This is a genomic window from Sphingomonas sp. RB1R13, assembly GCF_036663775.1.
Lineage (GTDB): Bacteria > Pseudomonadota > Alphaproteobacteria > Sphingomonadales > Sphingomonadaceae > Sphingomicrobium.
Window position 1 is genome coordinate 63,970 of sequence record NZ_JAXOJM010000003.1, and the last position, 13,557, is coordinate 77,526.

Annotated in this window: 17 protein-coding genes; 4 read left to right on the plus strand and 13 right to left on the minus strand. The window is 64.0% G+C overall.

Annotation, left to right across the window (positions count from 1 at the left end):
* The first annotated feature begins 14 nt into the window (after positions 1-14).
* Complete coding sequence (locus U1700_RS09820; RefSeq protein ID WP_332752413.1) at positions 15-284, plus strand: hypothetical protein; 270 nt, start codon at positions 15-17, stop codon at positions 282-284.
* 169 nt (positions 285-453) lie between these two features.
* Positions 454-1,131, plus strand: a complete 678-nt coding sequence (locus tag U1700_RS09825; protein ID WP_332752415.1) for a hypothetical protein — start codon at positions 454-456, stop codon at positions 1,129-1,131.
* A 19-nt stretch (positions 1,132-1,150) separates the two neighbouring features.
* Here the strand turns inward: U1700_RS09825 and queE are convergent, their stop codons facing one another.
* From queE to U1700_RS09870, 9 genes are all read right to left on the minus strand, one after another.
* Complete coding sequence (queE, locus tag U1700_RS09830; protein WP_332752419.1) at positions 1,151-1,783, minus strand: 7-carboxy-7-deazaguanine synthase; 633 nt, start codon at positions 1,781-1,783, stop codon at positions 1,151-1,153.
* Positions 1,783-2,496, minus strand: coding sequence for a 7-cyano-7-deazaguanine synthase QueC (gene queC, locus U1700_RS09835; protein WP_332752987.1), 714 nt, complete (start codon positions 2,494-2,496; stop codon positions 1,783-1,785). The genes queE and queC overlap by 1 nt, the downstream gene beginning before the upstream one ends.
* On the minus strand, positions 2,463-2,987 hold the full coding sequence (locus tag U1700_RS09840) for a DUF3147 family protein (protein ID WP_332752421.1): 525 nt from the start codon (positions 2,985-2,987) through the stop codon (positions 2,463-2,465). The genes queC and U1700_RS09840 overlap by 34 nt, the downstream gene beginning before the upstream one ends.
* Positions 2,953-3,360: a hypothetical protein gene (locus tag U1700_RS09845; RefSeq protein ID WP_332752423.1), complete on the minus strand. Its 408-nt coding sequence runs from the start codon at positions 3,358-3,360 to the stop codon at positions 2,953-2,955. The genes U1700_RS09840 and U1700_RS09845 overlap by 35 nt, the downstream gene beginning before the upstream one ends.
* A 31-nt stretch (positions 3,361-3,391) precedes the next feature.
* Entirely contained in the window at positions 3,392-4,300 is a 909-nt protein-coding gene (gene hslO, locus U1700_RS09850) for an Hsp33 family molecular chaperone HslO (protein WP_332752425.1), read from the minus strand.
* A gap of 31 nt (positions 4,301-4,331) precedes the next feature.
* Positions 4,332-5,282 carry an ornithine carbamoyltransferase gene (gene argF, locus U1700_RS09855; RefSeq protein ID WP_332752427.1) on the minus strand — a complete coding sequence of 317 codons (951 nt, stop codon included), beginning with the start codon at positions 5,280-5,282 and terminating at the stop codon, positions 4,332-4,334.
* Positions 5,279-6,466, minus strand: a complete 1,188-nt coding sequence (locus U1700_RS09860; RefSeq protein ID WP_332752429.1) for an aspartate aminotransferase family protein — start codon at positions 6,464-6,466, stop codon at positions 5,279-5,281. Before U1700_RS09860 ends, argF begins: the two co-directional genes overlap by 4 nt.
* A gap of 156 nt (positions 6,467-6,622) precedes the next feature.
* Positions 6,623-7,180, minus strand: coding sequence for a hypothetical protein (locus U1700_RS09865; RefSeq protein ID WP_332752431.1), 558 nt, complete (start codon positions 7,178-7,180; stop codon positions 6,623-6,625).
* A gap of 108 nt (positions 7,181-7,288) precedes the next feature.
* On the minus strand, positions 7,289-8,134 hold the full coding sequence (locus U1700_RS09870) for an ABC transporter permease (protein WP_332752433.1): 846 nt from the start codon (positions 8,132-8,134) through the stop codon (positions 7,289-7,291).
* A 72-nt stretch (positions 8,135-8,206) separates the two neighbouring features.
* Between U1700_RS09870 and U1700_RS09875 the strand changes: the two genes are divergently transcribed.
* Positions 8,207-8,968 (plus strand): GcrA family cell cycle regulator, encoded by a 762-nt coding sequence (locus tag U1700_RS09875; RefSeq protein WP_332752988.1) that lies wholly within the window; start codon positions 8,207-8,209, stop codon positions 8,966-8,968.
* A 66-nt stretch (positions 8,969-9,034) separates the two neighbouring features.
* Here U1700_RS09875 and U1700_RS09880 read toward each other — a convergent pair whose 3' ends face one another.
* On the minus strand, positions 9,035-9,265 hold the full coding sequence (locus U1700_RS09880; protein WP_332752435.1) for a type II toxin-antitoxin system death-on-curing family toxin: 231 nt from the start codon (positions 9,263-9,265) through the stop codon (positions 9,035-9,037).
* 147 nt (positions 9,266-9,412) lie between these two features.
* Positions 9,413-9,838 (minus strand): ExbD/TolR family protein, encoded by a 426-nt coding sequence (locus U1700_RS09885; RefSeq protein ID WP_332752437.1) that lies wholly within the window; start codon positions 9,836-9,838, stop codon positions 9,413-9,415.
* Positions 9,839-9,970: 132 nt separating this feature from the next.
* Here U1700_RS09885 and parE point away from each other — a divergent pair, with 132 nt between their 5' ends.
* Complete coding sequence (parE, locus tag U1700_RS09890; protein WP_332752439.1) at positions 9,971-11,953, plus strand: DNA topoisomerase IV subunit B; 1,983 nt, start codon at positions 9,971-9,973, stop codon at positions 11,951-11,953.
* Here parE and U1700_RS09895 read toward each other — a convergent pair.
* Both U1700_RS09895 and U1700_RS09900 read right to left on the minus strand, forming a co-directional pair.
* Complete coding sequence (locus U1700_RS09895) at positions 11,908-12,102, minus strand: hypothetical protein (protein WP_332752441.1); 195 nt, start codon at positions 12,100-12,102, stop codon at positions 11,908-11,910. The genes parE and U1700_RS09895 overlap by 46 nt on opposite strands.
* A 148-nt stretch (positions 12,103-12,250) precedes the next feature.
* Positions 12,251-13,540, minus strand: a complete 1,290-nt coding sequence (locus U1700_RS09900; RefSeq protein WP_332752443.1) for a sugar transferase — start codon at positions 13,538-13,540, stop codon at positions 12,251-12,253.
* Between the last annotated feature and the right edge of the window lie 17 nt (positions 13,541-13,557).

Genomic DNA, 13,557 nt, shown 5'->3' on the forward strand with positions numbered 1-13,557 from the left:
AAGGGAGTTTCTGAATGCGTGCTCTTATCCTGGTCGCCGGTGCGGCCCTGGCGGTTTCGGCTTGCAGCAGCAAGGAAGCCGCGAACAACACCATGAACGTCGACACGAACATGACCACCGAGAATGTCACCACCAATGACACGACCGCGGTTGATGCCTCGTCGAACATGGGCGGTAACATGGCTGCTGACGCCAACATGGCGATGAACTCGTCGAACATGGGTGGCAACATGGCCACAATGAACTCGACCACCACGACCAACACGACCACCAACAAGATGTAATGTCTTGGTCGGTGCTTCGGCGCCGATCGTGGTTTCGAAAAGGGGCTGCCGGCAACACCGGCGGCCCCTTTTTTGCGCAGTGGCCACCTTGCCACGCGCGCCAGATCGCCTAGGATTCACGCCATCAAGGCCGCCCCCCGCGCGAACGGCCGAGTCAAGGAATCCGTCAATGCACCATCTTCGACCCGTCGCGCTGGCCGTCGCCGCGCTGGCCTCTCTCGCGGCCCCCGCCATCGGCCAGGTCTATACTGTGCCCCCCGTGTTCGCCGGAGAGCCCGTGCTTGGCAACGAACCTGGCCTTGGCTCGGCGCTGCCCGGCGCGACGCCTCAGGAATATTCAGCCGCACTCATCTGGGGGCTTCGCTCGGGGCTCAACGTCGCCGCGCTGCAATGTTCGCATTCGGCCTTCTACGACACCACCGGCAATTACAATATGCTGCTCGCCAACCACCGCGCCGAACTGGCCGCCGCCTACGCCAGCATCACCGGCTATTTCGCGCGAACCAACGGCGGCGCGGTATCGGGGAGCAAGGTGACAATCACCCGCGCCGGCATGGCTGGCCTCAATCAATATGACACGCGCAGCTATAATGGCTGGTCGACGCTCTATGCCCAGCGCGGTTTCTGCCACCAGGCGGCGCAGGTCGGCAAGGAAGCGCGCTTCGTCCCGATCGGCGGGCTGCTCTCATTCGCCCAAACCAATATGCGCTCGCTCCGCAACAGCCTGATTTTCGTCGGCGACCCGCTCTACGGCCAGCGGTATCTCTACATTCCCCTTCCCGAAATCCGCTACCCCGACAACTGCTACGACAAGCGCGGCGCGGTGAAGGAAAAATGCCTTCGTTAAGGTGGAAGCCGCAACGAAACTAGGCGAGGCCGATGATCTTGTGCGCTTGGAGCGTCAGTCGCCATTTCGGGCGGTCCATCACCAGCGCAATCGACGCCTGCAGCGCCGCTTCGCGATCGGGTCCGTCCATCGGCTGGATGAGGAAATTGGCAAAATCCCATCGTTCCAGCTGATCCAGATCGATCCCCTCCTGCGGCCACACCAGCTTCAGCTCGTCGCCCGATCGCTGGACCACCTCGCTCCCCGCCTTGGGGCTGATGCACAGCCAGTCAGGGCGCGGGTCGGCAGCGAACGTACCATTGCTCTCCATCGCCACCCGGAATCCGCGCGCGTTAAGCGCGCCCAACAGAGGCGCATCATACTGCAACATCGGCTCGCCGCCGGTCACCACCACCAGCCGCTCGACCTCGCCCGCGCCCCACAGCGCCGCAACATGATCGGCCAGCGCCCCGGCCGCGCCAAATTTGCCACCGCCAGTCCCGTCGGTTCCAACGAAATCAGTGTCGCAAAAGCGGCACACCGCCGCCTGCCGATCGCTCTCGCGCCCCGACCACAGATTGCACCCGGCGAAGCGCAGGAACACCGCTCGCGAGCCCGCCTGCATGCCCTCGCCCTGCAACGTCAGGAAGGCTTCCTTGACCGTATAGGTCATCAGGCGGCGGCATAGCGGGTCGGGTCGGCGATCCCCGCCTCGTCGAACCCCTTGGCCCGAAGCCGGCACGCATCGCACGCTCCGCACGCCCCGCCGTCGGCGCCCGGGTCATAGCAGCTGTGGCTGACCCCCGCATCGAGCCCCATACGCTGCGCTTCGCGGGCAATGTCGGCCTTGGTCAGATATTGCAGCGGGGCATGGATGGTGAACGGATCTCCCTCGACCCCCGCCTTGGTCGCTTGGTTGGCAAGTGCCTGAAATGACGTGATAAATTCGGGCCGGCAGTCGGGGTAACCGGAATAGTCGAGGGCATTGACCCCGATGAACAGATCACGCGCCCCGGCGGCTTCCCCCCACGCCAGCGCCAGGCTCAGGAAAACCGTATTGCGTGCAGGCACATAGGTGACGGGGATACCGTGTCCGAGCGCGTCGCCGTCGGCCGTCTTGGGCACATCGATATCCGCCGTCAGCGCCGACCCGCCGAACCCGGTTAAATCCATCGGCAGGACAATATGCCGCTCGGCAATCTCGGCCGCGATCACCCGCGCCGCATCGATTTCGACCCGGTGGCGCTGGCCATAGTCGATCGTCAGGGCCAGCACCGCGAACCCCTGCTCGCGCGCCAGGGCGGCACAGACCATCGAATCGAGCCCGCCCGACAGCAGCACGACCGCCCGCTTCACAGCGCGATCCCTACCTTGGGGGCGAGCCAGAAGAAGCCTGCATAGAGCGCCAGTGTGATCGCCACCGAAACCCCCATCGCCAGCCAGAAGCCGACGCCCGACCGGATCAGCCAGGGAATGATCAGGAACATGGGCAGCGACGGCAGGATAAACCACATCGCCCCCGCCGACAGGCTGGCTACCTTGCCCACGTCGCCGCTGTCCCGCCACAGCCAGATCATCGCCATCAGCGACGTCAACGGCAACGACGCGACTAGCCCGCCCCAACCCGGAAAGCGCCGCGCGATTTCGGACACGGCGGCCGCGATCAATCCGGAGATTGCCGCCTTGATGAAGAAATAGAACATGGCCGCGCCAATACCGTCGCTGCGCCCAAAAAAATAGGGCCGCCAATCGAGGCGGCCCCAGTCTCGGGCCACGGCCCGTTGGGAGGAAAGCGTGCCATGGGCACCACCAGTCCTTAGGGCCGCCATGGTAAACAGGTGGTTAACGGCGCGGACAATCTCCGGCTCGGCGCGCATGAAGCGAATAGGCAAAGGGCAGCCCGTTCGAAATCCCCTGTGTATCGACCCGCAGCGATCGCGGGGTCAGCAGGGTGATCGTCGACTGGCCAAAGCCGCGCCCGGCACAGGTATAATGAATCGTCGCCTCGGCCTCATGTTCGCTCAGCACGACCCGCGTGCAGGCCCCGCCGCGATGCTCCCACTGGGTCAGGATCATCGGATCGGCCAGGCACACCCGCTCGGCGGCCGTACCGGTTGCGCTATGGCTGACGTCCCACAGGCCAGGGCGCGCACTGCTGGGTGAAAGACCCGGGGCCACCGCGCCGATCATCACCACCGCGCCCAATGCGGCGAGCATCGTCAAATCGACTCGGCGAAGTCCCCCGTTCATGGGATCCAATACCATGCCGGCGCAGCGCCAGCTATGCGGCATCGGCTTCGTCGAAATGGATCGGAAAGCTCGTCGCGCAAAAGGCGCAATCGACCCGAATCAACCCGTCGTCGCCAACCATCTGCGCCCGATCCTCGACCGGGAAGCGCTCGATGACCGAGCGCACATAATCCGGATCGCAGCGACACCCCTTCAACAACGCAATCGGCTCGAGGACCCGGATCTCCTGTTCGTCGTGAAACAATCGCCACACAAGCGCGTCGAGCGGCAACTCAGGATCGGTCAGCTCGTCGGCCTTGACCGACCCCGCCAACACCGCGACGTGCGGCCAGTCGGGATGATCGAGCCGCGTGTGCAACCGGTCGCGCCCCTCCTCGCCCTCGGGCAAATGCTGAAACAGGAGGCCTCCGGCGTGCCAATGCCCAGCCTCGTCGCGTCGCGCGGCCAGCCGTACCAGCGACGGAATCTGCTCGGACTGGGTGAAGTAATTCTGCGCCGCTGCGGCCAGGCTCTCGCCGTCGAGCGGCACGATTCCCTGATAGCGTTCGTCGGTCGCGGGCTGATCGAACGTGATCGCCAGATAAGCCTTGCCGAACAGGCCGAACAGCGACGGCATCGGCCCCGCCTCGGCCAGCCGCTCGGAATCATGCTTGACGTATCCGCGCAGCTGCCCGCCCGAAAAATCACAGACCAGCAAGTCGACGATCCCACCCTCGGTCTGCGCCTGAAGGGTCATCTGCCCCCCCGGATCCTTGAGCAATGTCCCCAGCAACGCAGTCAGCGTCAGCGCTTCGGCGAGCAATTGCTCGATCACCGGCGGATAGTCATGATTGGCGAGCACCGCGTCGAGCGCCGCCCCGAGTCGCGCCGTCCGTCCCCGCGCGTGGCGCTCGGGTATCGTCACGCCCAGCGCGACATCGGAAGAAAGATTCTGGCTCATTACGGCGTCAGATAGGTATACCGCAGGGATATCACAACTTGCCGAGGCACCACAGGATCAGCGACTTTTGCGCGTGAAGCCGGTTCTCGGCCTCGTCCCACGCCGCCGATTGCGCCCCGTCGATCACAGCGTCCGACACTTCCTCGCCGCGGTGCGCGGGCAGACAGTGCATGAACACTGCCTGATCCCCTGCGCCGGTCATCAGCGCTTCGTCGACCATAAAGGATGCCATCGCCGCTGCGCGATTGTCGCTGTCGCTATGGCCCATCGACGTCCAGGTATCGGTGACGATCACGTCCGCTCCCGCTGCCGCTGCTGCTGCATCGCGAACGATCGGCACGGACTTGCCCCGCGCCGCCGCCGCTTTCAGTATCCCGATATCGGGCTCGAACCCCTCGGGGCACGCCACCGTCACGTCGAAATACATGATCGACGCCGCCTCGATCAGCGAATTGCAGACATTGTTGCCGTCCCCGAACCACGCCCACTTGCTCCCTGCAAGCTTGCCCTTGCGCTCGATCAGCGTGAGCATGTCGGCCAATAGCTGGCACGGGTGCGACAGGTCGGTCAGCCCGTTGATTACCGGCACGCTCGCCGCCGCCGCCAGTTCCTCGGCCTTGGAATGGATGTCCGTTCGAATCATGATCGCGTCGGCAAAGCGCGACAGCACGCGGGCCGTATCACCTACGCTCTCGCCGCGCCCGATCTGGCTAGATCCGCTGTCGAGGATGATCGCGCTTCCGCCCAGTTGGCGCATGGCGAGATCGAAACTCACTCGGGTCCGGGTCGAGTTCTTCTCGAAGATCATTGCCAGCACATGGCCGTCAAGCGGACGGTCGACGTCGACCTTGCCCTTGGGCCAGCCTGCTCGCGCCTTTTTGCGGTCCTGCGCATCGTTGAGGATCGCGGCGATCGCGTCCCCGCCCGCGTCGGTCAGGCTTAGGAAATGGCGAAGCCCCCCGCTCGTCGAACCCTCGCTCACGCCGCCTGCGACACCTTGTAATCCGCCGCCGCCGCCGACAGCCCGTCGACGAACTCGCGGATATGGCTTTCCTCGATGTTGAGCGGCGGAAGAACGCGGACGACATTGTCCCCAGCAGCCACGGTCAAGATTCCTCGCTCGCGCAGGAACAACACGAACGCGCGACTATCGACCTTCATTTTGAGGCCCAGCATCAGCCCCATTCCGCGCACGCCTTCGAACAGTGCGTCATGATTGGGGATCATCTGCTCCAGCGCCGCCCGCAACCGCTCGCCGGTCGCGCGGACCTGCGCCAGGAATTCGTCATTGGCGACGACATCGAACACCGCCTGCCCTGCCGCCATCGCCAGCGGATTGCCACCATAGGTCGACCCATGGGTGCCCACGACCATGCCCGACGCGGCCTTTTCGGTTGCCAGACAGGCCCCCAAGGGAAACCCCCCGCCTATGCCCTTGGCCGAGGCCATGATGTCGGGCGTGACGCCATATTGCTCATGCGCATAGAGCGTCCCCGTTCGGGCGACCCCGCACTGCACCTCGTCGAGCACCAGCATCAGGTCATGCTCGTCGCACAGCGAGCGAAGCCCGGTCATGAATTCCTTCGACGCCGGCCGAATGCCCCCTTCGCCCTGCACCGGCTCGACCAGAAAGCCCGCCGTGTTGGGCCCCATCGCCGCCTTCGCCGCTTCCAGATTGTCGAACTCGACGACCTTGAAGCCCGGCAGCAGCGGCTCGAACCCATCGCGCATCTTCTCCTGGTTGGTCGCGGAAATCGTCCCCAGCGTCCGCCCATGGAAGGCATTGGTAAAACAGATCAGCTCATATTTGTGCGGATTGCCCTGCGCATGATGATATTTGCGCGCGGTCTTGATCGCGCATTCGACCGCCTCGGCCCCCGAATTGGTGAAGAACACCGTGTCGGCGAAGGTCAGGTCGACCAGCCGCTGCGCGAACGCCTCGCCTTGCGGCGACCCGTAAAGGTTCGACACATGGACCAGCGTCGCCGCCTGCTCCTGCACCGCCTTCGTCACATGCGGATGGCCGTGACCGAGCAGATTGACCGCGATGCCGCTTGCGAAATCGAGATATTTCTCGCCGCCCTCGCCCCACAGATAGGCCCCCTCGCCTCGTACCGGTCGCACCGGCGAGCGCGGATAGACGGGCATAAGCGGCGTAATGGCCATTGGAGGGCTCCTGGGTAGCATGATCGAAAGGGTGAGGAAGGCAGCCTATACCGGGGGCGTTCCAAAAGGAAAAGGCGCCCGAACCTCTCGCGAGATCCGAACGCCTTTCCCTTTGAACAGCCGTCGGTGCGTCGGGCTGCCTAGTATTTGCCGCGTTTAGTCGTCGTCGTCATCGCGGTCATGGTCGTGACGGTCGCCATCGTGATCGCCATTGTTCCAGCCATTATTGCCACCGAAGCCGGTGCCGCGACCGTCGTAATTATAACGGCCATTGTCGTAGCGACCGTTACGGTCATAGGCATTGATCTGGACCGACCGCTCGAGACGGGCGAGACGACGCTCCACGTCATAACGCTCGTTCTGATTGATCCCGCCACGGCTCAGCTGGGCAATGCGATAGCGCAGTTGCTGAGCTTCGGCGTCGAGGCGATAGGCCTCGCGCTGCGACAATATATTGCGACGGTCGAGGATGCGGACCTGCTGGCGAACCTGCTCGACTCGCGCCATCAGCGCCCGCGCCTGACCCCAGTTATTGTTATAGCCGTAACGCTGGCCATAGCCGTTATTCTGGTACGGCTGGTTATAGCCCTGCGAATAGCCGTAACCCTGCTGGGCTTGCGGGTAATATTGGGCGGCGGCGGGGGCAGCAGCGGTCAGTGCCGACACGGCAAGGGCGGTTCCAAGGATCAACTTACGCCCGGAAAACTTAAGCATTGCACTGTCCTTTCCGACAAGTGGTGTTGCAATGCTTATAGGCGATGTGGGGTGCGCAGATGCTGAACGCGGTCGTTATCTGGCGTTCAGTTGGCGCGTCTGAAGCGATTAGTTCTTGATCTTCCAGCCACTGCGCAACAGCGCATAGCATAGCGCCCATAACGCCAGGTTGAGCGCCAGCAGCCCGACCGCGCCGACGATGAGTGGCGAATCGGCAACCCCGAGCAATCCATAGCGGAAGCCGGAAATCACATAGAAAAACGGGTTGGCATGGCTGATCGCGCGAAACACCGGGCTTAGCTGCTCAACCGAATAGACCGTGCCCGACAGAAGCGACAGCGGTAGCACGACGAAATTGGTGACCATCGCCGACTGGTCGAACTTGTCCGCCCAGATCGAGGTCAGCAGGCCCAGCAGCCCGAGCATGGTCGCGCCCATCAACCCGAACCACAGCATTGCCAGCGGATGCGCAATCCCGACCGACACGTTGGGCCATACCAGCAGCGCCAGCCATACCGCAGTCCCTACCAGAAAGGCCCGCGTCACCGCCGCCCCGACGATCCCCGCGATCAACTCGCCGACCGACAGCGGCGGCATGAGGTAATCAACGATCGTCCCCTGCATTTTTCCCACGAGAAGTGCGAACGACGAATTCGCGAAACTATTCTGGAGCATGGCCGAAATGATCAACCCCGGCGCGATGAAATCGGCGAAGCGTACCCCCATGATGTGAATGCCGCTTCGCCCCTGTGCGACGGTGAAAATCGTCAGCAGCAGCAGCGCATTGACCGCCGGCGCCCACAGCGTTTGCATGTGGACCTTCAAAAACCGCCGGACCTCCTTTATATAGAGGGTCTTCAGCCCAACCGTATTAACTCCGCTGAGTGTCGGCACCCCCGGCTCGAAGCGGACCCACGACGAGTCGGAAGATTGGGGGCCGGGCTGGTCGTTCACGGCGCCATCGCCTATCGGCAGCGGCGACACCGCGCAACCGTCATGGGTTGTGCGACAGATATTGGAGTGATGATGAGCTGGACTGACGAGCGGATCGACCGGTTGAAGGCGATGTGGAGCGAAGGCGCCACCGCCAGCCAGATCGCCGAGGATTTGGGCGGCGTCAGCCGCAACGCGGTGATCGGCAAAGCGCATCGCCTCGGCCTCGACTCGCGTCCTTCGCCGGTCAAGGCGGGCGAAGAGAAGAAGCCCGCTGCCACCAAGGCAGCTACACCCGCCGCGGCTGCGGCAAAGCCCGCCGCCAAGCCAGCCGAGCCGAAACCGGCGGCCACGCCCCGCGCCAAGCCCGCCGCGCCTTCGCGCCTCTCGGCCAAGTCGGACGACGACGACGGCCATGATCCGATTGCGCAGCCGACGCGCAAGATCACTCCGACCGATCCCTCGCGCCTGCCCCAGGCGACACTGGTCCCGGCCCGCGAGGGCGCCGATCCGTCGACCATCCAGTATCGCTCGGTTGGTCCGGGCGGCTTCATCCGCCAGGGTCCGGGCGACACCCAGGCGCCGATCCCGCCCGCCCCGCCGCGTCGCCTCGTGCCGGCCAAGCCTTCCGCCGAAGTCGCGGACCGGACAAGCCTGCTCGATCTCAACGACCGCATCTGCCGCTGGCCGCTGGGCCATCCCGGCGAGCCTGATTTCCATTTCTGCGGCGAGCCGTCGAACCCCGGCTTCCCCTATTGCGTCGCGCATTGCGGGGTAGCCTACCAGGCCCAACTCCCGCGCCGCGACCGCCGTCCGCCTCCTCCATTGCCCTATGGTGGGCCACGGGTTCGATAAGAAAAGGCTCCGGCGACCTTGGGTCCCGGAGCCATTTCTAGTGGCTGGCGCGCGGTTAAAGACCGCCTACCCGCCGGTGATCCGCTCGCGAAACCAGGTGGCAAGCTCCGCTTCGCTCAGCGCTCCGGAAGCCAAGCCGATGAAGACGACCGCAGCCTCGGCATTGGTCACTTCGAGTACCAGTCCGTTCTTGGCCAGAAATAATTCGCTCACGACCAGCGCTGTCCGCTTGTTGCCGTCAATAAAGAGATGGTCGCGCGCCAGGTCAAAGGCATAGCTTGCGGCAAGGTCGGCCACGTCAGGACTACCGTGAGAGCTCGCCAAGCAATTCCTTTGGAAAAATTACCCCGGTGGAATTACCAATCGAAATAAGTTTGAGCGGCTTGTTCATACCGGCGTTAGAACATGGGCTCGGTGCTCCCTCAAGCAGCCTGTCGCGTGCTTTCAAAACTGCGAATATCGCTCATTCCCGACAAACCCCAGCAGCTGGACTTGCTGCCGCTTGGCGATTGCGAGCACCTCGTCGACGACTTCATACCGCGCCTGGGCGTCGGGCCTCAGGTGAAGCTCGGGCGGAGTCTCCATCGCCGCGACCTCGTGCAACAGCCCCGCCAGTTCAGCCCGGCTCACGCCTTGCCCGTTCCACAATATCGCCCCGCTCGGCGCGACCCCAATCTCGTCCTTCACCCGGTCGATCAGCGCGCTCGGGCCCTGCGGCAAGTCCAGCTTGACCGCATTATTCTGCGGCGGGACGGTGACGATGAACATGATCAGCAGCACCAGCATAATGTCGATCAGCGGGGTGGTGTTGAGCTCCATCATCGGCGGGGTCTCGGCCTCGCTTGCGGTCGGAACGAATGACGTTGCCATTGCCTCTCTCCTCGCTTGTTCCTCGCAAGTGACAATATATCATTGCGTAGTCAAGCGCCACCGAAAATCTCGCGCAAATCGGATCGGCGCCGCTTGGCATCGCCGCCAGTCGCCCCCTATAGCGTTGGCTGAATGTCCGACCTTTTCGCCGCCTCCTCCGCCGCTGCCACCCACGCCACCTACGACGCTTCGTCGATCGAGGTGCTGGAGGGGCTCGAGCCCGTTCGCCGGCGCCCGGGCATGTACATCGGCGGGACCGACGAACGCGCGCTCCACCACCTCGCCGCCGAAGTCATCGACAATGCGATGGACGAGGCCGTCGCTGGCCACGCCACCCGGATCGAGGTCGAGCTCGGCCTCGGCAATCGCCTGACGGTCAGCGACAATGGCCGCGGCATCCCGGTCGATCCGCATCCCAAATATCCCGGCCAGTCGGCGCTCGAGGTGATCTTCACCACGCTCCATTCGGGCGGCAAGTTCGAAGGCAAGGCATACTCCACCAGCGGCGGCCTCCACGGGGTCGGGATCAGCGTCGTCAACGCGCTCTCCACCGACACCGTCGTCGAAGTAGCGCGCGACAAGAAGCTCTATCGCCAGACCTTTGCCCGCGGCCTTGCCACGTCGAAGCTCCAGGAAGTCGGCGCTGCCCCCAACCGCCGCGGTACTACCGTCGCTTTCACTCCCGACACCGAAATTTTCGGGACGGAAATGATGTTCGATCCAGGCCGACTTTACCGCCTCGCTCGCTCCAAAGCCTATCTCTTCGCGGGGGTCGAGATCCGCTGGCGGTGCGACCCCGCGCTGGCCACCGCCGACGTCCCCGCCACCGCCGTCTTCCAGTTCCCCGGCGGGCTCGGCGACCACCTCAACGAAACCCTCGAAGGCCGCGAGTGCATCTCCTCGCCGCCCTTTACCGGGCGCCAGGACTTCCCTGACGGCCAGGGCTCGGTCGAATGGGCGGTCGCCTGGCCGATCTGGTCCGACGGGATCGAGACCTATTATTGCAACACCATCCCGACCCCCGACGGCGGCACCCACGAGGCGGGGCTTCGCGCCGCGCTGACCAAGGGCATTCGCGCATTCGGCGAGCTGGTCGGCAGCAAGCGCGCCAAGGACATCACCGCCGACGACGCCTTCAACCAGATCGAGCTGATGCTCTCTTTGTTCATCCGCAATCCCCATTTCCAAAGCCAGACCAAGGACCGCCTCACCTCCCTCGAGGCGGCGCGCTTTGTCGAAAATGCCGTTCGCGACCATTTCGACCATTATCTGGCCGACAATATGGACCGCGGCCGCGCCCTGCTTGGCGCGATCGTCGAGCGGATGGACGAGCGGTTGAAGCGCCGCGCCGAACGCGAGGTCAAGCGCAAGACCGCGACCTCCGCCCGCAAGCTGCGCCTGCCCGGCAAGCTGACCGACTGCGCCAATGACGACGCCGCCGGTTCCGAACTGTTCATCGTCGAGGGCGACAGCGCCGGCGGATCGGCCAAGCAGGCGCGTAACCGCAAGACCCAGGCTATCCTCCCCATCCGAGGCAAGATCCTCAACGTCGCCAGCGCCACCGCCGACAAGATCCGTGCCAACAGCGAAATCGCGGACCTTCAGCTCGCGCTCGGCTGCGGCATCCGTGACCGCTTCGACGAGAATGCGCTGCGGTACGAGCGGATCATCATCATGACCGACGCCGATGTCGATGGCGCCCACATCGCAACGCTGCTGATGACCTTCTTCTTCCAGGAGATGCCCGAGCTCGTCCGCCGCGGGCACCTGTTCCTCGCCCAGCCCCCGCTTTATCGCCTGACCGTCGGCGCGAAATCGCTCTATGCCCGCGACGACGCTCACCGCGCCGAGATCCAGGCCAAGGAGTTCAAGGGCAAGAACGTCGAGGTCGGGCGCTTCAAGGGGCTGGGCGAAATGAACCCCGACCAGCTCAAGCAGACCACCATGGACCCCGCCAGCCGCTCCCTTTTGCGCATCACCCTGCCGGTCGAATATCAGGACCGCCAGCCGGTGAAAGACCTCGTCGAGCGCCTCATGGGCAAGGACCCCTCCCACCGCTTCAACTTCATTCAGGCGAGCGCCGCTTCAGTGGATGAAGGCGCCATCGACGCCTGACCCGAACGCACCGGCGGCGGACGCGGCGTTTTGGACAAATAGACAGTGTAACGCGGTTTTCCGACAATAATGTCGCGCCTGTCGCCGGTGTCATGCGTGACCCGCGCGTCAACGCCGAACAGCTGGTCAAAGTTGGTGCGACGAATCATTGGTCGAGCCAAGCATATCCGGCTGCCTGTAGGACAGGAAAATCGTCTATTTCGATTAGTGGTTCGTGGACACCAATTGTCAAACGGATTGCCGGCCTTTCCCACCCAAATTAATGTCCGCAATCGGGTCGGTAGCCGACCCCGTCCCTCACCGCGATCCGAACCCTGATGCCATCGTCTTGATCGTCCGGAACACGATCAGCAGGTCGAGCCAGGGGGAGAAATATTTGATGTAGTAGAAATCGAAATGAAGCTTGCGGTGGACTTCGTCGACTTCGGCGACATGGCCCTGGTTGACCTGCGCCCAGCCCGAGATCCCCGGCTTCACGACATGGCGGTAGCGGTAGAAGGGGATTTCGCCAGTGTACCAGCTGGACAGCACCTGCGCCTCGGGACGCGGGCCGATCCAGCTCATTTCGCCTTTGAGGATGTTCCAGATCTGGGGCAGCTCGTCGATCCGCGAGCGGCGCAGGAAGCCGCCAACGCGAGTGATGCGGTCGTCGTCGCTGCTGGTCATCGCCGCGCTTCGCCGGTCGCCCGGATCGCCCGGCGCGATCACCCTCATGGTGCGGAACTTGACCATCATGATCGGCGCGCCGGCATGGCCGATCCGCTTTTGCCGGAACAGCACCGGACCGCCGTCATCCAGCTTGATCGCCACCGCGACCATCAGCGACACCAGCCCGACGAACGGCGCCATCACCAGCGCGAACAACAGGTCGGTCACTTCCTTCAAGTGGAACCAGCCCCGCGCGGGCAGCAGGCTGCCGAAACTATTCTCGCTGATATGCTCGATCTCGACCCGCCCGGTGAGCGATTCCATCAGTTGCTTGACCTGGAACACGATCCGCCCGGCGAGCGCCGCATCGGCCAGGAATCCTTCCCACCGGGGCGGCAAGTCGGCCCCGAAGTCGGCGACGATCGCCTGGCAATCGGCGGCATCGGCGAGCGTCGGCTGCTCCATCACCTTCCAGTCGACCCGGTCGATGGCGCCCAGCTTGTCAATCCGTCCAAACGGCACGATCGCAACCGCCATCCGCGACCCACGCTGTACCGCGAAATATACGATGTAGAGCCAAATCAGGTGGAACAGGAACCCGCTGAGCAGCGCCACCCGGTCATAGCCGACGCGCAGGAACAGGATCGCCGCAAGCACTAGTCCGTGGCTCGCTGCCGCCGCAGGCAGGTTGATCGAGCTCGACCGCACCCCGGGATAGGTTTCGATCGACTGGCGGATCCACAGCGCCATGATCACCGCCGCGATATTGCCGACGAAGGCGTTGATCGACATCGTCAGCGTTTCGGTACCCTCGGTGATGTAGGCACGAAGCAGATAGGGCAGCAGCGCAGCGATCAGCAGTGCGCCGACCAGCTGCACCCGTCGCCGGTTCATCAGCGATTGCCGCGACGCCGCGCGTAAGGGGGTGCTGTGCAGCATCAGCTGGCGCCCCTTGC